Origin of the sequence: Chryseobacterium herbae (genome assembly GCF_025154075.1) — a bacterium.
GTDB lineage: Bacteria > Bacteroidota > Bacteroidia > Flavobacteriales > Weeksellaceae > Chryseobacterium > Chryseobacterium herbae.
In genome coordinates, this window is record NZ_JAOAMU010000008.1 from 216,629 (window position 1) to 241,099 (window position 24,471).

18 protein-coding genes and 2 tRNA genes are annotated in these 24,471 nt (G+C 38.4%); 10 read left to right on the forward strand and 10 right to left on the reverse strand.

Going from position 1 to position 24,471, the window contains the following annotated elements; translation table 11 throughout:
• Positions 1–65: 65 nt before the first annotated feature.
• From miaB to N0B48_RS21760, 9 genes are all read right to left on the reverse strand, one after another.
• A complete protein-coding gene (gene miaB / locus N0B48_RS21720; RefSeq protein WP_259841498.1) occupies positions 66–1,502 on the reverse strand; it encodes a tRNA (N6-isopentenyl adenosine(37)-C2)-methylthiotransferase MiaB in 1,437 nt (478 codons plus the stop codon).
• A gap of 117 nt (positions 1,503–1,619) precedes the next feature.
• Positions 1,620–2,342, reverse strand: coding sequence for an energy transducer TonB (locus N0B48_RS21725; RefSeq protein ID WP_259841500.1), 723 nt, complete (start codon positions 2,340–2,342; stop codon positions 1,620–1,622).
• On the reverse strand, positions 2,335–2,748 hold the full coding sequence (locus N0B48_RS21730; protein ID WP_259841502.1) for an energy transducer TonB: 414 nt from the start codon (positions 2,746–2,748) through the stop codon (positions 2,335–2,337). Before N0B48_RS21730 ends, N0B48_RS21725 begins: the two co-directional genes overlap by 8 nt.
• A 9-nt stretch (positions 2,749–2,757) precedes the next feature.
• On the reverse strand, positions 2,758–3,243 hold the full coding sequence (locus N0B48_RS21735) for a hypothetical protein (protein WP_259841504.1): 486 nt from the start codon (positions 3,241–3,243) through the stop codon (positions 2,758–2,760).
• A gap of 107 nt (positions 3,244–3,350) precedes the next feature.
• On the reverse strand, positions 3,351–4,595 hold the full coding sequence (locus tag N0B48_RS21740) for an MFS transporter (RefSeq protein WP_259841506.1): 1,245 nt from the start codon (positions 4,593–4,595) through the stop codon (positions 3,351–3,353).
• On the reverse strand, positions 4,595–6,328 hold the full coding sequence (locus N0B48_RS21745) for a thiamine pyrophosphate-dependent enzyme (protein WP_259841507.1): 1,734 nt from the start codon (positions 6,326–6,328) through the stop codon (positions 4,595–4,597). Before N0B48_RS21745 ends, N0B48_RS21740 begins: the two co-directional genes overlap by 1 nt.
• 380 nt (positions 6,329–6,708) lie before the next feature.
• Positions 6,709–7,908: a diaminopimelate decarboxylase gene (lysA, locus tag N0B48_RS21750; RefSeq protein WP_259841508.1), complete on the reverse strand. Its 1,200-nt coding sequence runs from the start codon at positions 7,906–7,908 to the stop codon at positions 6,709–6,711.
• A 236-nt stretch (positions 7,909–8,144) separates the two neighbouring features.
• Positions 8,145–9,368: a 3'-5' exonuclease gene (locus N0B48_RS21755; protein WP_259841510.1), complete on the reverse strand. Its 1,224-nt coding sequence runs from the start codon at positions 9,366–9,368 to the stop codon at positions 8,145–8,147.
• A 394-nt stretch (positions 9,369–9,762) separates the two neighbouring features.
• Positions 9,763–11,289: a helicase HerA-like domain-containing protein gene (locus N0B48_RS21760; protein ID WP_259841512.1), complete on the reverse strand. Its 1,527-nt coding sequence runs from the start codon at positions 11,287–11,289 to the stop codon at positions 9,763–9,765.
• A 379-nt stretch (positions 11,290–11,668) separates the two neighbouring features.
• Between N0B48_RS21760 and N0B48_RS21765 the strand changes: the two genes are divergently transcribed.
• From N0B48_RS21765 to N0B48_RS21775, 3 genes are read left to right on the forward strand one after another with little or no spacing between them, the layout of a single operon-like run.
• Complete coding sequence (locus N0B48_RS21765; protein WP_259841513.1) at positions 11,669–13,078, forward strand: MBL fold metallo-hydrolase; 1,410 nt, start codon at positions 11,669–11,671, stop codon at positions 13,076–13,078.
• A gap of 1 nt (position 13,079) precedes the next feature.
• Positions 13,080–13,457: a rhodanese-like domain-containing protein gene (locus N0B48_RS21770; RefSeq protein ID WP_259841515.1), complete on the forward strand. Its 378-nt coding sequence runs from the start codon at positions 13,080–13,082 to the stop codon at positions 13,455–13,457.
• A 60-nt stretch (positions 13,458–13,517) separates the two neighbouring features.
• Positions 13,518–13,817: a thioredoxin family protein gene (locus tag N0B48_RS21775; protein ID WP_259841517.1), complete on the forward strand. Its 300-nt coding sequence runs from the start codon at positions 13,518–13,520 to the stop codon at positions 13,815–13,817.
• A gap of 60 nt (positions 13,818–13,877) precedes the next feature.
• Here the strand turns inward: N0B48_RS21775 and N0B48_RS21780 are convergent, their stop codons facing one another.
• Positions 13,878–14,630, reverse strand: a complete 753-nt coding sequence (locus tag N0B48_RS21780; protein WP_259841519.1) for a nitrilase-related carbon-nitrogen hydrolase — start codon at positions 14,628–14,630, stop codon at positions 13,878–13,880.
• 106 nt (positions 14,631–14,736) lie between these two features.
• Between N0B48_RS21780 and N0B48_RS21785 the strand changes: the two genes are divergently transcribed.
• The 7 genes from N0B48_RS21785 (at position 14,737) to N0B48_RS21815 (ending at position 24,406) form a co-directional block, all read left to right on the forward strand.
• Positions 14,737–15,177, forward strand: coding sequence for a DUF6646 family protein (locus tag N0B48_RS21785; protein ID WP_072925753.1), 441 nt, complete (start codon positions 14,737–14,739; stop codon positions 15,175–15,177).
• A 103-nt stretch (positions 15,178–15,280) separates the two neighbouring features.
• Positions 15,281–16,762 carry an RIP metalloprotease RseP gene (rseP, locus tag N0B48_RS21790; protein WP_259841521.1) on the forward strand — a complete coding sequence of 494 codons (1,482 nt, stop codon included), beginning with the start codon at positions 15,281–15,283 and terminating at the stop codon, positions 16,760–16,762.
• 81 nt (positions 16,763–16,843) lie between these two features.
• Positions 16,844–16,920 (forward strand) — tRNA-Asn (locus tag N0B48_RS21795).
• Positions 16,921–17,045: 125 nt separating this feature from the next.
• Positions 17,046–20,207 (forward strand): S41 family peptidase, encoded by a 3,162-nt coding sequence (locus N0B48_RS21800; protein ID WP_259841523.1) that lies wholly within the window; start codon positions 17,046–17,048, stop codon positions 20,205–20,207.
• A gap of 8 nt (positions 20,208–20,215) precedes the next feature.
• The gene (locus N0B48_RS21805; protein WP_259841525.1) at positions 20,216–21,031 is read left to right on the forward strand and encodes an AAA family ATPase; all 816 of its coding nucleotides are present in this window, start codon (positions 20,216–20,218) and stop codon (positions 21,029–21,031) included.
• A 137-nt stretch (positions 21,032–21,168) separates the two neighbouring features.
• A tRNA-Asn gene (locus N0B48_RS21810) sits at positions 21,169–21,242 on the forward strand.
• A 677-nt stretch (positions 21,243–21,919) separates the two neighbouring features.
• On the forward strand, positions 21,920–24,406 hold the full coding sequence (locus N0B48_RS21815; RefSeq protein WP_259841527.1) for a DUF5686 family protein: 2,487 nt from the start codon (positions 21,920–21,922) through the stop codon (positions 24,404–24,406).
• Positions 24,407–24,471: the final 65 nt, after the last annotated feature.

Genomic DNA, 24,471 nt, shown 5'->3' on the forward strand with positions numbered 1-24,471 from the left:
TGACATGATATCAGCACAAAAGAAAATAATGCAAAAAAACAAACCGCTTTGATCAAGATCTTAAATTATTCTGCTGTTCTCCCTAAAAGTGTGCCCTGTGTATTGTCATAAACAAAAACGTCCACAATGTCACCTATTTTCTGTCCTTCCAGCACATCAAATACGCAAACCGCGTTCTGCGAATTTCTTCCTTTCCACTGGTTTTCATTTTTTCTGGACGTTCCTTCAATCAGAATCTGGTGCGTTCTTCCTACGTAAGTTTCCATTCTTTTTCTGGATAACTCGCGTTGAAGTTCAATCACTTCATTCAGACGTTTCTGCTTTACTTCAAATGGAATATTATCCTCCATCTTTTTATGCGCAGGCGTTCCTGGTCTTTCTGAGTACGCGAACATATAACCGTAGTCATATTCCACTTCCTTCATAAGACTTAAGGTATCCTGGTGATCTTCTTCCGATTCATTACAGAAACCGATGATCATATCCTGAGAAAAAGAAATATCCGGAACAATCTCCTTGGCTTTTCTTATTAAATCTAAATATTCCTCGCGGGTATGCTGTCTGTTCATCGCAAGAAGCATATTGTTGCTTCCGCTCTGCACAGGAAGATGAACGTATTTACAGATATTGTCGTGTTTTGCAATCATTCTGAATACATCCAGACTCATATCCTGAGGATTGGAAGTAGAGAATCTGACTCTCATTTCAGGAACGGCTTTAGCTACTAAATCAAGCAACTGAGCAAAATCAACTGCCGTGGCCTTCTGCATTTCAGAAGCTTTAACGAAGTCCTTCTTGGGACCTCCTCCATACCATAAGTAAGAGTCTACGTTCTGACCTAAAAGGGTAATTTCTTTATATCCGTTATCTAAAAGATTTTTACATTCTTCAATGATAGAGTGCGGATCACGGCTTCGTTCTCTTCCTCTGGTAAACGGAACCACACAGAATGTGCACATATTATCACATCCTCTGGTAATGGTTACAAATGCGGTAACTCCGTTTCCGCCTAAACGGACCGGGTTGATATCTGCGTACGTTTCTTCTTTTGAAAGGATCACATTGATGGCATCTCTTCCGTCTTCCGTTTCCTTAAGCAGGTTCGGAAGGTCTCTGTACGCATCAGGGCCTACTACAAGATCTACCAACTGCTCTTCTTCTAAGAATTTGGTTTTCAGTCGTTCTGCCATGCATCCTAAAACACCAACCGTCATGCCTGGCTTTTCCTTCTTCAGTCTTTTGAACTGAGCAAGGCGCATTCTTACGGTCTGCTCCGCTTTTTCACGGATAGAACAGGTATTTAAAAGGATAAGGTCTGCTTCTTCTACTTTCAGCGTGGTATTGTACCCCTGCTCATTAAGAATAGATGCAACAATCTCAGAATCAGAAAAATTCATCTGACAGCCGTAGCTTTCCAGAAAGAGCTTTTTAGAATTCTCAGGACGTTCAGCGATGGCAAAAGCTTCTCCCTGTTTTGTTTCGTCTATATATTTTTCCTGCACAATGATCAATTTAAGTTCAATGTTTAAGAGGTAAAGTTCAGTCTTGATCCATGAATTTTCACTCCTAAACAGATTAGTCTGCAAAGATACAAAATATTGTGACAGAATGGCAGGAGATTATTTCGGAGGATGGAAAGTCATCGGAAGTGTATAAAAGGACTCTACAGGCTCTCCGTTTCTTTTTGCAGGAGTCCACCTTTTCTTTCGCATTCTTTTAATACCATCCAGTATCCTTTGGTCAAATTCGGAATTTCCTGAAGATTCTTTCAGTTGTACATTCTCCATTTCTCCTTCATTGCTAACGACAAAAGTTACCACGAGCTTAAAAGGCTTGTTCCACACAAAATCACTGATATCAATCTGCCTTGCCACTTCTGCTCTAAAACTGCTCATTCCTCCCGGCATTTCCAGGATTGTTGCAATGTCCTGTGTAGTATATCCATCTTTATATCTATTGAACATAATATCAGGTGAAATAAGAAAACTTGTTACTGCCGGTTTTTTTATTCCATTAATAACTGCAGGTTTCCATTTGTTCATGTACTCCAGAACTTTTACTCCCAATTCGAAAGCACATTTATTGTTGGATGCGGCTGATGAATTATCTATCCCATATTTTACAGAGGCATCTTCGTATACAACTAACTTAAGATTATACGACTCATTCTTGTCTTTGCAAGGTTTCAATCTTTTATCTATAAGTATTTGGTGAAAGTCACGATAAAACTGTACTTCTCCACCATCGTAGGAATCCATCCCTTTTGGATAATCTACTGCCGCTTCCTGCCCTGATAATTTCAAAGAGAATACAGTCAGCAATAAAAACAGTATTCTAATCATGATCATATCCGTTGGTGCTAAAATTAACCTTCACCATAATTTTAGAATCTACAGGTGTATTTTCTTTCATGGCCGGCTTCCATTTTCCTTTGATCTTTTTCATCGCATACTTTACGTCATCTATAAACATTTCACTGTTTTTGATTTTGGGAAGAACATCCAGACGGTTCATTTTACCATCCGCAGCAATATTGATCACAAAAGTTACTTTTCCGTTGATGGCATAGCTCTGGGCATCTACATACGCATGAAGCATGTCCATGAATTGCTTACGGAAAGCTTCATCACCGCCCGGAAATTCTGCTTTCTGAGTATATGATGGTGTTACTTCAACCTGCGGTGTCTGTTGAGAGAAGCCTTTAATTCCAATGAACAATAAAGGCAGTAATAAAAGGTATTTTTTCATCCGATTGGTTTAGAGATCTGTGGCTATTGAGGAGAAACTCATTTTAAGTTTGATTTGGGAAGAAACGGGCTGCCGGTTGCATGAAGCAGGTACCCAGCTTTTTTTGATACGTCTCACCACATATTTCATATCGTCAAAAAAGTAGGTGCTGTTGGACACTTTAGGACTTCCTTCAATATGGGTTACTTTTCCGGTCTGATCTACGGTAAGGGTGAAGGTAAAATCTCCGTTCAGAACATAAAAATCTGAATTCAGATAATCATACATGAATTTTCGCAGTGTTTCTTTGTAAACCGCGACACCGCCTTCAAATGCGGCAGGTTTAAAATCATTACAGTTTTTCACGGCAACCTGCAAAAGAGGTTCCTTGATATCTATTTTCAAGAGGTTTTTGTTGATCTCCGTGATCGGATTATCATCTCTGTCTTCAACGTCCTGCTGGGCCAATGCAAAATTGGCAACAAGGAGTGCTATAAATAATGTAAAAGCTTTCATAGAACCATATTCATTGGTTATTAATACAAAGTTAATTATTTAAATGCTTTACTAAAAAGAAAAACTTCAGGCTTTCACCTGAAGTTGATTATTTATTTAAATTTCTTTTAAGCATTCAAAGCTTGCGTCTGTGCTTTGCTTCCCGTTTCTTTTAACATGAATGAAATCAAAACAGCCAATACAATTCCTGCGATCCAGAACAATATGGAATACTGAAAATGCAGAGCTCCTGATGAAGCTTCCAGACTTTTCCCGAACCACATACTGAATAGCGGACTCACCAATGTCGTCACTCCAAAAGTGATAAAATTAATAGCACCGGTGGCACTTCCTTTCACATAATCCGGATTGGCCTCTTTAATGATAGAATACGGAATCATTGCTGCTCCGGAACCAAGCCCGAAAATAAACATGCTGATCTTTGCCGGATACAATTCAGGAAAGTAGATCAACTGCAGAAAGCTTAAGATCATCAAAATTGCCCCACCAATCAGGACAGGCTTCCTTCTTCCTATTTTATCTGTAATAAATCCTAAAAGCGGACATCCGAATACCCAACCAAAAGCTACCATAGCACTTGTAATAGCAGCATCATGAAATACAAATCCTTTATCTTTTTCAAAGAAAGCAACGCCCCAGGTCATGGCAAATATCGTTGTTGGTGCAAACAGAAGCCCTGAAATAATGCCGCACAGCCAGGATTGAGGGTTTTTAAAAACGATTTTATACGGTTCTAAATATCCTACTTTTTTAACCGTTTCCCCAGACTGTACTTCAGACTGTTTTTCGCCGGGAATGACCAGAAACAGACCGAATGCTGTAATCACGGTAATAATCCCTGTCCAAAGCCAGAAAGTATCGATATTAATCCCTTCTTCTACCCATGGTCCTACAACAAATTGCCCGGCAGTTCCACCCAGCATTCCGATGCATTGTGTAAATCCAACAGCCGTTGCCAGAGATTTAGAAGAAAAACCTTTGCTTGCCAGATAGACACATCCCGGAAACGCAAAAGCACATCCCGCTCCCTGAAGTAGCCTTCCTGCTACACCACCTGAATAGGCAGATGCTAGAAAAAGCAGACAGCCGATTCCCAGGATTAAAGCTCCGGCAAAAAGAGATCTTTTCCCTCCGAATTTATCCAGAGCTATTCCCGCAATCAGGCTACAGGTAGAATAGGTATAATAATAGGTTCCGATCAGGCTGACCAGCTTCAGCTCTGTTGTACTGAAATTGCTGACCAGTTCCGGAATCATCACTGCCGGCGCTGAACGGACCACATAATCCAGAAAATAAAACACCAGCCCGAATAGCCAGGCGATGATATAGAATCTTTTTAAGGAGGCATTCATTACAGCAGTCCTTTAATATGTTTGTAATTGGTTTTCACCGTATCCAGAACTTCTTCCATTTTGCCACCCAACATGAGCTGAGCCATAGATTTTGTCATCCCCAATACCTGATCGAAATCTATTTTTGGAGGAAGAGCCAGTGCATTCGGATTCGTAAAGATGTTGAGAAGGTAAGGTCCGTTATAGGCCAGACATTCTTTTATAGCATCTTCCACTTCTTCAGGCTTGTGAACGTTTTTCCCGGGATAGCCCATTGCCTGTGCTACCATGGCAAAATCCGGATTGATCATATCGGTTTCATTATCCGGCATTCCGCCTACTTCCATTTCCAGTTTTACCATTCCAAGGGTTCGGTTATTGAAAACAATTAATTTGACCGGAAGTTTATACTGAAATATCGTTGCCATATCTCCGAGAAGCATCGACAATCCGCCATCTCCACACATAGCAATCACTTCTCTGCCCGGATGAGCCAAAGAAGCCCCTATAGCCATCGGCATGGCATTGGCCATTGATCCGTGATTGAAAGATCCCAGCATTTTCCTTTCGCCGGTTCCGGTAATAAATCTGGCTCCCCATACACAGCACATTCCTGTATCTACTGTAAAAATAGCGTCTTTCTTCGCCAGCTGATCTAAAGTATGCGCTACATATTCAGGCTGAATAGCATCTTCTTTTCCGGAATCTTTCACATAGGTAAGCTGATTCTCTTTTACTTTTTCATAAAATGCCAGCTGCTCATTCAGGAAGTGGATATCTGTTTTTTCTTCAAGTAACGGAAGCAAAGCTTTAATGGTTTCTTTGACATCTCCTGCCAGTCCCAGCTCCAGTTTTGCTCTTCTTCCCAATCTTTCAGGACTTTCGTCGATCTGGACAATTTTATTTTTTACCGGCATGAACTTTTGATAGGGGAAATCGGTTCCCAACATGATCAGAAGGTCAGCCTCGTGCATTGCATGATATGCGGATGGAAATCCAAGAAGACCCGTAAGTCCAACTTCATTAGGATTATTAGGCTGAATGGCCATTTTTCCACGGAAAGAATACCCTACCGGAGCTTTTAAAAACTTTGAAAGTTCTACTACCTCAGCATTGGCTTCTCCTGCCCCAATTCCGCAATAAAGCGTTACTTTTTTGCTTTCGTTAATCAACGTTGCCAGACGTTTCAATTCGTCGTCTGAAGGTCTGATTATGGGATTGGTTTTAAATATCTGGGTAGAAGTGGATCCTTCTTCGGCATCAAGTTCTGATACATCGCCCGGAAGTCCGATCACCGCTACTCCTTTTTTTGAAATAGCATGCTGAATCGCGGTCTGTAATGTTCTCTGTACCTGTTCAGGCCTTGTGATCATCTGATTGTAATGGCTGCAGTCATCAAACAACTTTATGGTATTGGTTTCCTGGAAATAATCCATTCCCATTTCGTCGCTCGGAATAGTGGATGCGATGACAAGCATCGGAACGTGAGATTTGTGTGCCTCATAGACTCCATTGATCAAATGCACGTGTCCAGGGCCACAACTTCCCGCACACACCGCAAAACCATCGAGCTCAGCCTCGGCGGCGGCGGCATAGGCACCTACTTCTTCATGTCTAACATGGATCCATTCGATGCTGCTTTTTTTAACGGCAATATTAAGGTGATTAAGACTGTCGCCGGTTACTGCATAAATTCTTTTCACATTGGCATTTTCGAGCATTTCAACAATCTGCTCTGCTATGTTTTTAGCCATAATTGGTATTTTTTGGTGTTTATTTTAGTTATAGAATACTGAAGAAAATATAGATGGGCAGGCATTTGTTAATCATGAAAAAATCCTTCCCTCTCTCAAATTTAGCTAATAAATTATAATTCCTATGCCTATAAACTATTAAAATTTCAACATATTGGAATAGGTATAACCTGAATTCGGGTTAAGAAAATTAAAATCGGAGGGTGAAAGTTACGAGGTGCGGGGTTGAACGTTTCGGGATAGAGGTGAATCCGTTACTGGTTGCTAGTTAATCGCAATTAAGTACAAATTATACCACTAAATTCTAATTTCTAGCTTCTAATTTCTAATAAAAAAAACTCCGCATTAATTTGCGGAGCCTTTATTATGTATAGTTGATATTAAATTACTTCTATCTGATTTCTTAGCAGATCTTCAAACTCATCTCTCTTACGGATCAGGAGCGCTTTTCCATCTAAGAACAATACCTCAGCCGGCTTTAATCTTGAATTGAAATTTGAACTCATTTCAAAACCGTAAGCTCCTGCATTGTGGAAAGCCAGAATATCGCCTTCTCTTACCTCATTCAGCTTTCTGTCCCATGCAAAAGTATCAGTTTCACAGATGTTTCCTACAACCGTATAAATTCTTTCTGCTCCTTTTGGATTGGAAAGGTTTTCGATTTTATGATAAGAGTCATAGAACATCGGACGGATCAGGTGGTTAAATCCTGAATTTACGCCTACAAATACAGTAGCTGTCGTTTGCTTAATGACATTAGCTTTTACTAAAAGATATCCGCTTTTTCCTACTAAGAATTTTCCTGGTTCAAACCAAAGTTCGAATTTTCTTCCTGTAGATTTTGTGAAATCGGATATTACTTTTTCCACTTTCTTACCCAATGTTCTCACGTCCGTTTCTTCTTCACTGTCCTGATAAGGAATTTTGAAACCGCTTCCCATATCCAGATATTTAAGATTAGGGAAATGCTCGGAAAGCTCCAGCATGATATCCAGTGCCTGAAGGAAAACGTCCGGATCCTTGATCTCGCTTCCTGTGTGCATGTGAAGACCTTCCACATTAAGGTTGGTACTTTTCATCACTCTTTCGATATGACGAACCTGGTGGATAGAAATACCGAATTTGCTGTCGATATGTCCCGTTGAAATTTTATAGTTTCCGCCTGCGAAAATATGCGGGTTGATTCTTACAAGAATGGGATAAGTATTTCCATATTTATTCCCGAACTGCTCAAGAATAGAAATGTTATCTATGTTAATATGAACTCCGCAAGCCATTGCTTCTTCTATTTCAGCCAGGTCGACACAATTGGGAGTAAATAATATTTTTTCTTTCGGAAATCCTACTTTTAGTCCAAGTCTGACTTCATTAATAGATACACAATCCAAAGAAGCACCCAAGTTCTTGACGTACTTCAAAATGTTGATGTTTGTCAGCGCCTTTGCCGCATAGAAAAACTTGGTGTGTTTTAAAAAAGAAGATGTAAGTTTCTCGTATTGAACTTTGATGGATTCAGCATCATAAACATACACCGGGGTGCCAAAATCATTGGCAATCTTTAATAACTCTTTTGAATTCATAATTTCATTTTAACATAAAAAAAGGCAGATTCTTAGATAAAGAACCTGCCACATTGATTATTTTTATGCAAGACAAGTCTTTTAAATATTCCAAACCTTAGAGAACTTTACAGTTCCCTTCTTTCCAGTTTTAATTTGTTTAAAATGTTGCATTGCTTCTATTTATTTTTTACAAAAATACTATTTATTTTTTATTTCAGGAAAATTGATTTGAAAGCGTCTTCTTTTGATAAAAATTATTTCGGTAACGGTAATGTCTCAAAATCACCACGAAGCAGCGCCAATTGAAGATCATTATGGAGATCTACAGAAGGCAACGGAAGATCAATTTTCAGTTTCGTGAGCTTGCTCATCGTTTGAATCTGTGTAAAAAGGTCATAAAAACCATAAGACATAACTTTTCCGTTTTCAATGATCAGGAACATTTTTTCTCCTAATTTTTTTCCCTGTCCCAGCCAAAGTTCATTTCTTTTTCTGAAATCAATCTTTTTCATGAAAACATCTACATCATTAAATTCTTCATGCAGATTGATAAACTGAACAGCTTTTGTGCCCTGGGTAAATGATTTGAATTTAAGGATAGGCTTCTCCGCTTTGTTGAGCTTATTTTTCTCAACAATGTATTTATTGTTCTTGAAATACAGTCCGAACTGAAACGCTTCTTTTTTCTTGATATTTTTGGAATTCAGGATCAGCTTGGCAATAATATCTGAACCCGTAAGCTCATAATTGATCTGCTCAACCTCTCTCTGAATCTCTTCCCACCTCTTGGATTTGGAATTAAAGACTTTCTTTGAAAATTTATTGATATCCTGAACATAATCCGATAAAATGATTTTCCCCGCTTCATTCTGGAAGTAGACAAAACCTTTTTCATTCGGAAGATCCTGGGTCAGGATTTTGATTTTATTAATATAGGTCTTCGCATTGGTTTCGTCATGCTGCTTCTGGATGATCTCATTTTCTGTGTCTTTTGAGATCAGGAGTTTGAACAATTCCAGTGTAGCTCTTGCATCACCATCTGCTCTGTGATGATTCGTTAACGGAATTCCAAGCGATTTCACCAGTTTTCCCAATGAGTAACTTACCTCATCCGGGATCATTTTCTTCGCTAAAGGAATGGTATCTAAAGTACTGGTCTGAAAATCATAACCCAGCCTTTTGAAAGACTGACGCAGCATTCTGTAATCAAAATCAATATTATGCCCTACAAGAATCGTATTCTGAGTGATTTCAATAACTCTTTTGGCAATTTCATGAAATTTAGGAGCGGTTTTTACCATTTTAGGCGTAATACTTGTCAGTTTCTGCACAAAAGGGGTAATGTCGCTTTCAGGATTTACGAGAGATATAAACTGGTCAGTAATTTTCTGACCATCGTACCTGTAGATGGCTATATCTATAATGCATTCATTTCTATAACCTGCACCATTACTTTCTATATCTATAATCGAATACATTGAATTGTAGTTATACTGCTATTTTTATGATTAATATTAATAATTTCCGTTATCATCAGCCCGGAGCATAAACTTATGAGCCTTAATACATAACCCATGCCATATGTCCACTCCGACGGCAATTGTATCTGTTGCCATTCTTTGATATTCAATAATAATACCCTAGAAATTACATACAGATGATCCCTGAAATTATTCTTCCAAATAGCTGATACAGCCATTTTTTATCCACCGGCAAAGGCAGTCCTGCTAAAATAACAAAAAATATGTCAAAAAAAGTAAAATGGCCACTGATCCACTTCATCATCAGATTTAAAACAATCAGTACGATCCATTAAAAAGCTGATACTCTTTTCTTAGCAGAATTATTTTTTATAGAATTAATTTTAAAATTCTATCTTTTTCTTCCCCCTAATCCGAACATTCCCAGGATGGCTTTTGCTCCTTCACGCATTAAGGTGCTGGTAAAAGTTCTTCCGGCCTTACTTTGAAGAACCTGCTCAAACATTCCCGGCTCTTCTTTCACTGGCCTGGATTTTTGGGTTGATTCAGGATTCTGAGCGGCCTGCTCCATTCTGTTCGTTAATATTTCGTAAGCTGATTCTTTATCAACAGGTACTTCATATTTCGCAACCAAAGCTGAATTCCCAGTTAATTCCGAAATTTCTGCATCACTTAGAACGTCCATTCTGGATTCCGGAGAGATCAGATACGTATGAACAAGCGGTGTAGGAATTCCTTTTTCATCCAAAGCGGTCACAAATGCTTCCCCGATTCCCAGATTCTGGATCAGGCTTGATGCATTATAAAATTCCGTTGTCGGATAGTTTTCAACAGCTTTCGTGATTTCTTTTTTATCTTTTGCTGTAAATCCTCTCAAAGCGTGCTGGATCTTCAGTCCCAACTGTGACAAAACATTTTCAGGAACGTCACCCGGAATCTGAGTGATAAAGTAAATCCCCACTCCTTTGGAACGGATCAGCTTGACCATCGTTTCAATCTGTGAAAGCAATGCTTTTGAAGCTTCATCAAAAATAAGGTGGGCTTCGTCTATGAAAAGGACCAATTTAGGTTTTCCGCTGTCTCCTTCTTCAGGAAAAGTCATATAAATTTCAGCAAAAAGTGACAACATAAATGTAGAGAACAACTGTGGTTTACTCTGAATCTCGGCCACTCTTAAAATGTTTACCACTCCTTTCCCATCTCTGGTTTCCAGAAGATCATGAACATCAAAGCTTAATTCACCAAAGAAATCAGAGGCTCCCTGTTGCTCAAGGGCAACGATAGACCTTAGAATTGTCCCCAAAGAAGCCGAAGCGATAGATCCGTAGTTGGCCGCTAATTCAGCTTTTCCTTGTGCATTATCTGTTACGTATTGCAGAACTTTCTTTAAATCATTTAAATCAATTAATGGAAGACCTTTATCATCACAATATTTGAAAACGATAGACATAATACTTTGTTGAGTATCATTCAGTTCAAGAATTTTGCTTAATAAAACCGGCCCGAATTCTGTCACGGTCGCTCTCAGCTTCACTCCTTTTCCTCCGGAAATACTCATCAATTCTACCGGAAAGGCCTGTGGATTGTAAGGAAGCTGTGTTTTAGCATACCTTTCTTCAATGATGGGATTCATCTGCCCAGCTTCTGCAATTCCTGAAAAGTCTCCTTTAATATCTAAAACCAAAGATGGAACTCCCGCGTGAGAAAGCTGTTCTGCAAAAACCTGTAGCGTTTTCGTCTTACCTGTTCCTGTAGCTCCTGCAATAAGCCCATGTCGGTTAATGGTTTTCAAAGGAATCGTTACGTTCACTTCCGGAACTACTTCCCCGTCCAGCATTCCTTTTCCCAATATAATGTGTTCTCCTTTCGGAGTATATCTTGCATTCAGTTCTTCAATAAATTGTGTTTTGTCTGCCATCTGATCTTTTTTTAACTTATAAATATAAAATTTTTTGTAAAATATTCGGGTATTAAAGTCATATTCCACAATAATCTTACTTAATACACCGGAAAAAACATTTCAGAACCATCCTCTGCAAATTTTAAACCATGAAGAAAAATATACTTCACACAATGTCCTTTACCAAAGACCTACATAATTATTTTCACTTCCGGAGCATGATAAAAAACAGTCTGCAAAATTGAAGTTCTTTTCTTGATGTTTTTCGTTTGACAACACAGGACTTTAAGGCTTATAGACGCATAATATTGAAATAAACTATCGTCCGGATTTAACATTTCGTTTACAATTCATCTAATACTTTGTATCTTTATCTAAAATTTAAAAAAGACCCCCAATGAAAATTGAACAAATATATACGGGCTGTCTGGCTCAGGGTGCCTATTATATTGTATCAGAAAATGAAGCTGTAATTATTGATCCGTTGAGAGAGGTTAAACCCTATCTGGATCGCCTTGACAAAGACAATGTAACTTTAAAATATATTTTTGAGACCCATTTCCACGCTGATTTTGTTTCAGGACATTTGGATCTGAGTAAAAAGACAGGAGCTCCTATTGTTTACGGACCTACTGCTCAACCCGCATTTGAGGCTATCATCGCCGAAGATAACCAGATCTTTGAGATCGGAAACATAAAAATAAAAGTACTTCACACTCCCGGACATACGATGGAGAGTACTACTTATCTTTTAATCGACGAAAACGGAACTGAAACCGCTATTTTTACCGGTGACACTCTGTTTTTAGGAGATGTTGGAAGACCAGATCTTGCGCAGAAAGCAACCAATCTTACTCAGGAAGATCTTGCGGGAATTCTGTATGAAAGTCTTCATACCAAAATACTTCCACTTGATGATAGCATTACGGTATATCCTGCACACGGTGCCGGTTCAGCATGCGGAAAGAATATGCAGAAGGAAACGGTAGATATTCTGGGAAATCAGAAAAAAACCAATTATGCCCTCAACCAGCCGGACAAAGAATCATTTATCAGAGAAGTTCTTGACGGTCTTACCGCTCCACCGAAATATTTCGGAATGAATGTAGCGATGAACAAAGGCGGATACGAAAGCCTGGATGTGGTGATGAATAAAGGATTAAGTCCTGTTGCTGCAGAAGATTTCGAAGACTTTGCAGAAGAAACAGGTGCATTGATTTTAGATACAAGAAGCCCGGCAGAATTCCACAAAGGATTTATTCCTAATTCTGTAAACATAGGTTTGAAAGGAGATTTCGCGCCGTGGGTTGGAAATATGATCGTAGATGTGAAACACCCTATTCTACTTGTTGCTGATGAAGGAACTGAAGAAGAAGTGATTACCCGATTAAGCAGAGTCGGATTCGACAATGTTGTAGGATATTTAGATGGAAGCTTTGCAGCATGGAAATCTTCAGGAAAAGAAATTGACGAAGTTAAAAGAATATCTCCTGCTGAATTCGCTGAACAGTTTACAGAAAACGCCAAAGTAATCGATGTAAGAAAACTGAGCGAATATTCTGCTGAACACGTTGACAATGCATTCAACAAACCTTTGGACACCATCAGCGACTGGGTAAAAACCATTGATGATTCTGAACATTTCTTCCTGCACTGTGCCGGAGGATACAGAAGTATGATCGCAGCAAGCATCCTTAACGCTCACGGAATCAGAAACTTTACAGAAATAGAAGGCGGTTTTAGCGGCATCAAAAAGACAGAAAAATTACCGACTACAGATTTTGTTTGTCAGTCAAAAACATTATAGCATGCTGAAAGGAAAGATCTTCGGATATATTCTGATTTCTACTTTAGCGTTAACAGCCTGTAAAACAACAACTACAGCGGCCCATCCAAAAGCAGACATCAAACAAATAGTCAACAGTTCTGATGTCACGTTGGTAGATGTACGAATCCCGGAACAGTATGAAGCAGGAACCGCAAAAGGTGCTATCAACATTCCTTTAGCTGAAATACAGAACAATATCGGTTCGCTGAAGGGCAAAAAGGTGGTTGTTTTCTGCAACAAGGGAATTCAGGCTGACCAGGCCATGGAAATCTTAACGAAAAACGGTGTGGAAGCTTACGACGGCACCAGCTGGAAAAATGTAAAAGCTATTCAGGACGAGACCACTTCCGGAAAATAAATATAATGAGCCATCAGGATTGATCTTATGAACCCTGATGGTTTACAAAAAACCATAACTATGTCACAAAAATTTCAGGAAATCATCAATTCGGAAAGACCGGTACTTATTGACTTTTTTGCCACGTGGTGTCAGCCATGTAAAGTACAGTCATCCGTTTTAAATACCGTAAAAGAAAATATAGGCGAAGGAGCCAGAATCATTAAGGTAGATGTAGACCAATATCCGGCTTTGGCTGCTCAATACGGAGTAAGAGGTGTTCCTACCCTTGCTATCTTCAAAAATGGTGAACTCTTATGGAAAGAAAGCGGTGTACATGACGTGAATTCACTTACGGAACTGCTTAAACAATATGCTTAATCAGGCCGAGACTAAGGTTTAGATTCATATTAAAGTCTAAACCTTAGTTTCAATCTGCTACTATAATTCAATTGAAAATTTATCTCTGTCATTCAGAAACTGAAAATGCTGTCTGAAATCTTTTAATTCATCTATATTCAACTCTGCAGAGATTATATTTCCGGTCTTTTGAGAAATTTCTGTCCCATCGGCAAAAAAGCAGTGTGAACTTTCCTGATAAAAAAGATCATTCCCATCTGTTCCAATTCGATTTAAACCAAAAACAAAAGACAGGTTTTCTATTGCTCTTGCTTTTAAAAGATGCTCCCAGGCTCCTACTCTCTTTTCAGGCCAGTTGGCAATATATAAAACCGCATCATAGTCGTCATTATTCCTTGCAAAAACCGGAAAACGAAGATCATAGCACACCTGCAGCAGGATCCTGAATCCTTTATAATTCACAATCATTCTTTTATGTCCCGGACTATACACTTTATCTTCTCCTGAAAAAGAAAACAGATGTCTTTTATCGTAGAAAAAACTTTCAGAATCAGGCTGTACAAAGTACATTCTGTTGTAAAAATGGCCTCCTTGCTCTACTGGAGCACTTCCACAGAACGCTGCATTTTTTTCTTTTGCCATTTTCTTCAGAAACTCCAGAGATTCTTCATGTCTGTCCGAAACTTCAGCCGCATCCATACAAAAACCGGTAGAGAACATTTCAGGAAGAAGGAAAATATCCGCGTCCACATCTTTAAAGTGTTCTTCGATCAATTGAAAATTTTTGTCTTTATTTTTCCAGACAATATCTAAATTAAGTCCTGCTATTCTCATAAACTTTGTTAAATAACTTCAATAAAAATACGATTTTCAAATGATTTCGGTTCTATTTTTGATGAGAATATTTTTCATTATTATCATTTAATAAAAAGTAAAGTTTATGAAGAAATTGTTTTTTGTGTTGATGATCGCTTTTTTCGGAACGGCAGCCAACGCTCAGGCTTATACAGGAAAAGGAGACCAGAAAATTCAGCTGGGACTGAGTGCATGGGGTTATGGAACGGGAGTTACGGGAACTTATGACTATGGGTTGAACAAACTTATTTCGGTTGGCGCCGGGCTTAATGCGTATTTTGGTGACTATAAAGATAATGACAAAGACAACCGTGTTTTTGTTTTCGGAAGACTGAATTTTCACCTTCAGGAAGCTCTTGATCTGCCTTCCAAATGGGACATCTATCCCGGTGTAGACGTAGGAGTGCTGGGCAAGGATTTTGGAATCGGGGCGCACATTGGAGCCCGTTACTTTTTCACAGAGAAAGTGGGCGTTTTTGCAGAAGTAGGCAACAACGGCAGTATCGGTGTTTCTTTCAATCTGTAATATCCGCTAAATATATGACAAAGCTTCTCATTTAGAGGGGCTTTTTTATTTGGCATAGTTTTGATAATTGTTACCTTTGCAAATTAAAATCTAAAATTTATTAATGGAATTAGCAATCAAGATTTTCCAGTTCATACTAAGTATTTCTATTTTAGTGGTTCTTCATGAGCTTGGACACTTTTTACCGGCAAAATGGTTTAAGACCAGAGCTGAGAAATTCTTCCTGTTTTTCGATCCATGGATTTCGATCTTTTCAATGAAGAAGATCAACGGAAAATGGCAGTATAAATTTCTTTCCAAAAACCTTCCGGATACAGAAACTATCGTGGTAGACGGAAAAGAAAAGGAAGTTCCTATCGATATATCAAAACTTCCTGACAACGACTGGAGAAAACATCCGGAGCAGACGAAATACGGAATCGGATGGCTTCCATTCGGTGGTTACGTGAAAATCGCCGGAATGATCGACGAAAGTATGGACACCGAGCAGATGAAAAAGCCTGCAGAGTCTTGGGAATTCAGATCAAAACCGGCATGGCAGAGACTGATCATTATGCTTGGAGGCGTTACGGTTAACTTTTTCCTGGCGTGGATCATTTTCGGATGTCTTTCGTTTTTCAACGGGGAAACCTCTTTTGACACCACAAGAGTTGAGGCACCGATGCATTATACCAGTATTGCAAAAGCAATGGGCTTTGAGGATGGTGATAAGATCTTAAAAGTAGACGGAAAAGTTCAGAACAATCTGGATAAACTGTCTTTAGATATTTTATTGAGCGACCAGGTAACGGTTTTAAGAAAAGGTCAGGATGTTACTTTTAACACGAATGACGACGGAAAAGCACTGGCTTTCAAAGACGAAAACCCAAGAGCATTCCTTACGCCGAGATATGCGCCGGTAATTGACACTATTGTGAATCCTAAAACGGCTGAAGCAGGTTTAAAAATAGGAGATCAGGTAGCCTCAGTAAACGGTCAGAAAATCAGTTATTATGACGAGTTTCAAAGTGCTGTTGTAAAAAATGCAGGAAAGACCATTAATGTGGAGGTAATCAGAGCTGGTGCAGTGCAGCCTCTAAGCCTTGAGGTTTCTAAGGAAGGTACTCTAGGAATTGTTTCTTATAAGCAGCTTCAAAAATATGCCAATACGCAGCATTTCACTTTCGTGCAGTCTATCGGAAGAGGGTTTACGAGAAGTATCGAAAGCTTAACGTATCAGGTAAAGCAGTTTAAACTGGTATTCAACAAAAAAGTTCAGGGATATAAGAAAGTGGGAGGTCCGCTAGCAATCATCAAGAATATGCCGGTAGAGAAGTCGAAAGACGGATCTGTATCAGTGAACTGGAGTATGTTCTGGAGTTTTACAGCGATGTTCTCTGTATGGTTGGCATTCCTAAACCTGATTCCTATCCCGGGTCTTGACGGTGGACATGTATTATTTACGCTATGGGAAGTGATTACGGGGAAACCTGTTCCTCAGAAAGTGTTGGAAAATGCACAAATGATCGGGGTTATCTTCCTGTTAGGATTGATGTTACTGATCTTCGGAAGCGACATTTTCAAAGCAGTGACCGGCAGTTTATAATTTTTTTGAAATTTTTTCTAAAAAATATTTGTAAGGTATAAATATTCGTCCTATATTTGCACCACTTAAAACAAAGGACATTCCTCCTTAGCTCAGTTGGTTAGAGCATCTGACTGTTAATCAGAGGGTCGCTGGTTCGAGCCCAGCAGGAGGAGCCATTAAGGCTAAACACTTACATTCATTTGTAGGTGTTTTTTTTGCTTTAAACTTTTCAGATTTGAGAAATCAATTATATCTTAGCATTAAATAATACTTAAATAGGGTGTAAATCTCAAATTATTTCATGAAAAAACTTTATATATCATTATTAACAGCCTTTTCCATCATTCAGATTTCAGCACAGGAAAAGTCTTATTTCTTATCAAGTCCTTCCCTTAGTCCCGACGGAAAAACAGCCTACTTCGCTTATGACGGAGATATCTGGAAAGTAGACTCTAATGGAGGAAATGCAGCCAGAATCACGGCTTTAGACGGAGAGGAAATTAATCCCCGTATTTCTCCCGACGGAAAATGGCTGGCATTCAGCTCCAATCAGTATGGTAATTATGACGTTTACGTAATGCCTGTAGAAGGTGGAACGATTAAACAACTTACCTTCCACACCGGAAAAGATGAAATAGAAAACTGGGGATGGGATAGTAAAACCATTTATTTTACCTCAAGCAGGAATAATAATTTTGGAAGTTTTAAAACAACTATCGAAGGAAAAACTCCACAAAAGCTTTTCAACAATTACTTTAATAACACCAGCGGGATCGCCGAAACTCCTGCAGGAGAATATCTTTTCACAAGCTCTTCAGAAGCTGCCAATCAAACACACCGTAAGCGTTATAAAGGAGAAAATAACCCTGACATCCTGGGATACAATCCACAGAATAATTCTTTCAAACCATACACGAATTATGAAGGAAAAGATTTCAACCCAAGTGTTGATAAAAACGGCGCTATTTACTTTATCTCCGATGAGAATAACAATGAATACAACCTTTATCAGATTGAAAACGGCAAAAACACACCGCTGACCCAATTTGACACTTCTATAAAAAAACCTTTTGTTTCTGCAAACGGATCCAAAGTCATATTCGAAAAGGATTATCAGCTCTATATTTACGATGTTGCCACTAAAAGCACAAAGACTCTTGACATCAGCCTGAACACCAATAAAACATTGGAAAAAGAGCAAAATTTCAGTGTTGAAAATAACATTTCCTATTATAATGTTTCACCGGATGGTAAAAAGATGGCATTTGTAAGCCGCGGCGTTCTCTTCGTTTCTGATATTGAAGGAAAATTTACGCAACAAATTTCCAATGGAAAGGAACGTGTCATGGAAGTAAAATGGCTGAAAGACAATCGTACTCTACTTTTTAGCCAGACGGACAAAGGCTATCAGAACTGGTTTAGTATTGCAGCAGACGGAAAGGGTCAACCCAAACAATTAACCCATGATTTACGCAATAATCGCAACATTACCCTAAACAATGATCTTTCAAAAGCAGTTTATCTAAGCGGCCGTGATGAAGTAAGAATAATGGATCTGAAAAGTTCCACTTCTACCACTATTGTAAAAGATGAAATCTGGGCTTTCCAAAATTCAAAACCTTCTTTTTCTCCTAATAGCGAATATGTACTATTCTCCGCGAAAAGGAATTTCGAACTGGATATTCTCATTTATAACATCAAAAAAAGCCAGACTATAAATCTTACCAATACCGGTGTTTCGGAAGAAGATCCTTTCTGGTCTCCCAATGGCAAATACATTTACTTCAGCAGCGACAGAACCAATCCGTCTTACCCTTTAGGGATGCAAAAGTCCAATATTTACCGGATGGCCCTGGACTGGTTTGACGAACCTTACAAATCTGAGAAATTCGACAAGCTTTTCATTGAAGAAAAAAAATCCACCGAAACAGCAAAAGACACCAAAGAGAAAAAAGACGAAAAGAAGGACAAAAAGAAAGAAAAAGAGCCCATTATAAAGGAACTGAAGGTTAACCCGGAAAACACGCTGGAAAGAATCGAATTGGTTACCGACAGATACGGATATCAGGATGATCCTACGGTTTTTGTTGACGACAAGAAAGAGATTTTATTGTTTAATTCCAATCAGGATAATGGTAAAAAGCAGCTATTCAAAAAAGTTTTTACTGATTTTGAGCCTGCAAAATCTGAGAAAGTCTTCGATAAAGAAGCTTCCAATATTACCCGAATTGAAAAAAATGTTTTTGCCTTAATAGAAGGTAATATTTACAAAACGACACTGGACGCATTAAAGCCGGAAAAAATTAATATTCAGTATACTTTTGATAAGGATCTGGCATCCGAATTCACTCAAATGTATGATGAAGCCTGGACAGGAGTCGATGAAAATTTTTACGATGAAAATTTTCACGACATTAACTGGAAAGCGAAAAAAGAACAGTATGCTAAATATCTTCCGTACGTAAATAACAGAAACGATCTTCGAATTTTATTGAATGATCTTTTGGGTGAACTTAATTCTTCACACACCGGGTTTTCTTCGTCCGGAAAAGAGGAAACCAGATATCTGAACTATTTTACCAATGAAACCGGAATTATATTTAAAAGAGACCAGCCTTATTCCGTAGAAAGCATTGTACGAAAATCTCCGGCATTCCGCACTGGTGTTGATATTAAACCAGGAGATCAACTTGTTGCCGTGAACGGAAAAAATGTTGATTCCAGCGAAAACCGTGAAGCCTATTTCACAAGTCCTAAAAAACAGGATGAACTTATCCTTACTTTCAGCCGAAACGGGAAAAATATAACTACGAAAGTGCATCCGATTTCAAATATGGATCTAAAAGGACTGCTTTATGATGACTGGATATTCAACAACCGTCAACGTGTGAATAAGCTTGGTGATAATCGTATTGCTTATTCATACATGAAAAACATGACCACTGACGAACTTGACCGCTTCCTTCTGGACATGGTAGAACAGGAAAACAGGAAAGATGCCGTCATCCTCGATCTGCGATATAACACCGGCGGAAATGTTCATGATAAAGTATTGAATTTCCTGGCTCAAAAGCCTTATCTGCAATGGAAATACCGTGAAGGAAAAATGACTGCTCAGCCCAACTTTGCCCCTGCTGGAAAACCTATTGTTTTGCTTATTAACGAAGCCTCATTAAGCGATGCTGAATTGACGGCAGCCGGCTTTAAAGCACTGAAACTGGGGAAAATTATCGGCCAGGATACCTATCGATGGATCATCTTTACTTCAGGGAAAAACCTTGTGGACGGCTCTTATTACAGACTTCCTTCTTGGGGAACCTACACCCTTGATGGACAGAATCTTGAAAAAACGGGTGTAAAACCGGATATTTATGTTAAAAATACTTTTCTGGACCGACAACAGGACAATGATCCCCAACTGGAACGGGCTGTTCAGGAAATACTAAAAGACTTAAAGAAATAAAAGCCTAAATGATAACATTTAAACAGGAATGCCTTACGAGACATTCCCGTTTTTTTGCACATATTTTGCTTCATAAGGATTATAATACCAATCAACTACGCATCATGTCCTATTTATCCCGGATTTATTTAAAAGACGAACACCCTAAGGATTATCCTTTCAATCTCCCTTTTCTCAGCAATGGTTTAGACCTGAAACTTAAAAGCAATGTCACCTTTTTTGTTGGTGAGAATGGAATCGGTAAATCTACCTTACTGGAAGCCATTGCAGAAAAATGCGATTTCAATGCCGCAGGAGGCAGCCGGAATCACCGCTATGATTTTCATAAAACAGAATCCGGACTGTCAGATTATCTTACTCTCTCCTGGAAAACCAAGACCGCTCAGGGATTTTTCATGAGAGCCGAGAGTTTTTTCAACTTCGCCACCTACATTGATGAAGTCGCCAAAGAGGATAGAAGAGTTCTGGACGCATATGGAGGGAAATCCCTACATCAACAGTCTCATGGCGAAGCTTTCCTGTCATTATTCCATAATCACTTCCAGAATGGCCTTTATATCCTTGATGAGCCTGAGTCTGCACTATCCCCACAAAGACAGCTTTCATTATTATCCATCATTCACAAGCTGGAGAAAGCAGGAAAAGCTCAGTTCATTATTTCCACTCATTCACCAATTCTAATGTGTTATCCAGGCTCAGAAATTTATTTACTGGACGATAAAATTCAACAGACAAATTATAAAGAAACCGAACATTATCAGTTAACAAAGAATTTTTTAGAATCTCCGGAACACTATTTCCGTCATTTATTTGAAGATTATTAGAGTTAAATAAAAAAGCGGTTGAAATATTTCTACCTGAAATTCAACATTTTTAGTCAAAATCGGCCGTTAATTAAGGATAAAATTTGCCTGATATTAATATTCCTTTTATATTTGCAGCACCTTAAACAGAGGAAAATTCCTCCTTAGCTCAGTTGGTTAGAGCATCTGACTGTTAATCAGAGGGTCGCTGGTTCGAGCCCAGCAGGAGGAGCTAAAAGACTTACAGAAATGTAGGTCTTTTTTTATGCCCTGAAACCAGCATTCATAGACTGTGGAAAACATCCACTTACTCTAAAAAGATTTCTCATTCCTTCACTTTTCCACAAAACAGCAAAAATGTTAGCTATTTCTTTTTTTTACAATAACTATAAAATCCACAATTCAAGATTTATGACTTGTGGAAAAACATTTCATATACAAATAATAGACTGAAAACAAAACCTTTAGCATTGTTAATAACCTGTGGAAAAATTCTTAAGAAGATATGAGTATATCATGGAGAACACTTTATAAATCCGTGGAAAAAATGTGAATAGCATGTCAGAAACCTGTGAAAAACCCATTAATAAAGGATTTAAAAGCGTTGAAAAATTGTGGAAAAGATGTGAGTAGCCGAAATCAACTGAAATAGTAAATCCACATTTTTATATTCTTCATTTTACTCTTCGGCTGTGTTTATTTTGTTATGAAATGCATTCCTATTAAGTAATTAATTATCACAATCTTTTACTGTTATTTTCGTTACATTTGTAGTTTTGTGATTTTTCATAGAAAACGTTAAAAAAATATAATCTTTTTTAAAAAAACAGCACGCTTTTTGTTTGTGCTAATTGCCTGAAGAACCAAATGATGTTAAATAACAACTCTAAATATTACAACTTTTTTTTCGTGCTTTTTATATCCACTCTTACGTATGCCCAAAACACAGCAAACGGTAGAATTACAGATGCAAAAACGAACAAAGAAATCACGGGTGTAGATATATTTATTAATGACAATACTGAACCTATTCTAAAGACCTCTTTGGGAAGTTTTACAGTTCAGTCCGACAGTCTTATTACTAAACTAAAATTTTCGAAAAAGAACTATTCCACAGAAACAGTTACAGTTACTCCGGAAAATGCCCAAAACATTTTTGTGAAGCTTTCACAGGAAAAGGTTAGTTCCATTGATGAAATTGTGATCCACAACGAAAAACCTAAATATAAAAATAAGAAGGAAAATCCGGCTTACGCGATTATGCAGGAAGTGTGGAAAAGGAAAAGGAATAATGGTTTAGAAAAATTCAACACATATACTTACAAAGAATATGAAAAGATCCAGTTTGACGCCAACAACCTGGACAGCGCTTTCATGAGTAAGAAGATTTTCAATAAACTGGATTTCATTTTTGAGTATGCAGATTCTACAGCCAGCGGAAAAATAGGACTTCCTATCTTCCTGAATGAATCAATCTATGAAAATTTCGGGGAAAACAAACCGGGAAAAAAGACAAAAAGATTACTGGTCGCTCAGAAGACTTCAGGATTTCAGGACAATCAGGTAATCACCATTACTGCCAAAAATCTTTACAGGGATATTAATATTTATGATAATACCCTAAATTATTTTGATATCGGATTTCCAAGTCCTGTAGGTTCAAATGGATTCAGCACCTATGATTATAATTTAACAGACACAATCTCCATTCATGGTGAAAATGCCTATAAAATCAGATATCAGCCCAAAAGAAAAGAAGTTTTAGCTTTCCAGGGCTATCTTTATATAGACACGGACAGTTATGCGGTTTTGGGGGCGACTTTAAAATCTACACAGAAAATCAACGTCAACTTTATCAACAGTATTTCCACAGAGCTGGAATATGATAATCCGGACGAAAACACTTTCCTTCCGAAAAAGTTTATCACAGAAATAGAACTTACCCCTTTCGCTAAAAAGAGAACTTCTAAAAGTATTATCGCGAAACGGTCGGTAGATTATTCCCAATATGAATTCAACAAACCTATCGACGATAAAACCTTTACACGAAAAGCAGAAGAATATGATGCAAAATTCGTGGATAAAGATGATGCCTATTGGGTAAAAGCAAGACCGGATTCATTATCCAAAGCCGAGCAGGGAGTGTATGAGATGCTTGACAGGCTTCAACAGACTCCAAAATTCAACCGTATTGTGAAAATTTACGAAACGTTGGCATCAGGATACTATAATGCTTTTAAAGGTATTGATATCGGTCCAATCTTTTCAATTTACGGTAAGAACGAAGTGGAGGGCGACAGGATAAGACTTGGAGCGAGAACTTATTTCGGGCAAAATGACCCGTGGAGAGTTCAGTTTTATACAGCCTACGGATTCAAGGATCAAAAGGTTAAATATGGAGCTGAAGCGAGATATATGTTCAACAGGGTTAACCGATTTATGATTGGAGCAGGAACTAAACGAGATATTGAACAGCTTGGAGTACAGCTTACCACCGATGACGGAATTATGGCGCGTACCTTTGCCTCTTCTACCCTTTTTGCAAGAGGAGAAAATGCTTCTTTAAGTTCCATTAACAAGACTAATATTTTCGCTGCTATTGAACCATGGAAAAACTTCCAGATCAGAGTGGACGGAACGCTACAAAGCATCAAATCCGCCAATCCGGAGAAATTCAGTCTGATGTACTTCCGTGATGGTGATTTACGAAAAACTCTTAATGACTCTCACGTTACCCTTAGTTTAATCGCAAGACCAGGAGCCAAATTCTCTCAGACCGGCGTAGACCGCTATGAACACGGAACATTGGCACCAACGATCATTCTGAAATATACACGTGGAATTGAGGGCCTTTTCAACGGTGACTTCAATTATAACAGACTTCAGTTCATGTTCTACAAACCTGTATTGATCGGAAGCTGGGGTAAAACTCTTGTAAGCTTTGAGGCAGGAAAAACTTTCGACACTGTTCCTTTGGCTTTGCAGAACGTGGTTCCCGGAAACCAATCTTACAGTTTAGCACAGAATACTTTTGCTCAGCTTAATTATTATGAATTTGTAGCAGATACTTACACAACCCTTCATCTTGAGCACCATTTCAACGGAAAGATTCTATCATACATTCCATTGATCAAAAAATTGAAGCTTAGAGAAATCGCCTTTATCAGAAGTGCGTACGGAACCTTAAGCGATGCTTCCAAAGCGATCAATGTAGATGGATTTAAATATTCCGCGCCAAGCGAGCAAATCTATTTTGAATACGGATTCGGAATTGAAAACATCGGAATCGGAAACCTTAGGATATTTAGAGTAGATTTTAACTGGAGAGGAAATTACCTTGACAGACCGGACATCTCCACATTTGGAGTGAAAGCCGGATTCCAGGTAGGATTTTAATCATAAAATAAGAACGGGCTGCATCATCAAAGACGCAGCCCGTTTTTATTAAAGTTCATGAGCAA

Bases quoted from the DNA above. Each gene is read 5' to 3' on its own strand.
- N0B48_RS21760 (WP_259841512.1), bottom strand. From the start codon at position 11,289: ATGGCAGACAAAACACAATTTATTGAAGAACTGAATGCAAGATATACT.
- N0B48_RS21725 (WP_259841500.1), bottom strand. From the start codon at position 2,342: ATGATTAGAATACTGTTTTTATTGCTGACTGTATTCTCTTTGAAATTA.
- N0B48_RS21730 (WP_259841502.1), bottom strand. From the start codon at position 2,748: ATGAAAAAATACCTTTTATTACTGCCTTTATTGTTCATTGGAATTAAA.
- lysA (WP_259841508.1), bottom strand. From the start codon at position 7,908: ATGAATTCAAAAGAGTTATTAAAGATTGCCAATGATTTTGGCACCCCG.
- N0B48_RS21775 (WP_259841517.1), top strand. From the start codon at position 13,518: ATGTCACAAAAATTTCAGGAAATCATCAATTCGGAAAGACCGGTACTT.
- N0B48_RS21780 (WP_259841519.1), bottom strand. From the start codon at position 14,630: ATGAGAATAGCAGGACTTAATTTAGATATTGTCTGGAAAAATAAAGAC.
- N0B48_RS21745 (WP_259841507.1), bottom strand. From the start codon at position 6,328: ATGGCTAAAAACATAGCAGAGCAGATTGTTGAAATGCTCGAAAATGCC.
- N0B48_RS21785 (WP_072925753.1), top strand. From the start codon at position 14,737: ATGAAGAAATTGTTTTTTGTGTTGATGATCGCTTTTTTCGGAACGGCA.
- N0B48_RS21755 (WP_259841510.1), bottom strand. From the start codon at position 9,368: ATGTATTCGATTATAGATATAGAAAGTAATGGTGCAGGTTATAGAAAT.
- N0B48_RS21735 (WP_259841504.1), bottom strand. From the start codon at position 3,243: ATGAAAGCTTTTACATTATTTATAGCACTCCTTGTTGCCAATTTTGCA.
- N0B48_RS21770 (WP_259841515.1), top strand. From the start codon at position 13,080: ATGCTGAAAGGAAAGATCTTCGGATATATTCTGATTTCTACTTTAGCG.
- N0B48_RS21765 (WP_259841513.1), top strand. From the start codon at position 11,669: ATGAAAATTGAACAAATATATACGGGCTGTCTGGCTCAGGGTGCCTAT.
- N0B48_RS21740 (WP_259841506.1), bottom strand. From the start codon at position 4,595: ATGAATGCCTCCTTAAAAAGATTCTATATCATCGCCTGGCTATTCGGG.
- N0B48_RS21805 (WP_259841525.1), top strand. From the start codon at position 20,216: ATGATAACATTTAAACAGGAATGCCTTACGAGACATTCCCGTTTTTTT.
- N0B48_RS21800 (WP_259841523.1), top strand. From the start codon at position 17,046: ATGAAAAAACTTTATATATCATTATTAACAGCCTTTTCCATCATTCAG.
- rseP (WP_259841521.1), top strand. From the start codon at position 15,281: ATGGAATTAGCAATCAAGATTTTCCAGTTCATACTAAGTATTTCTATT.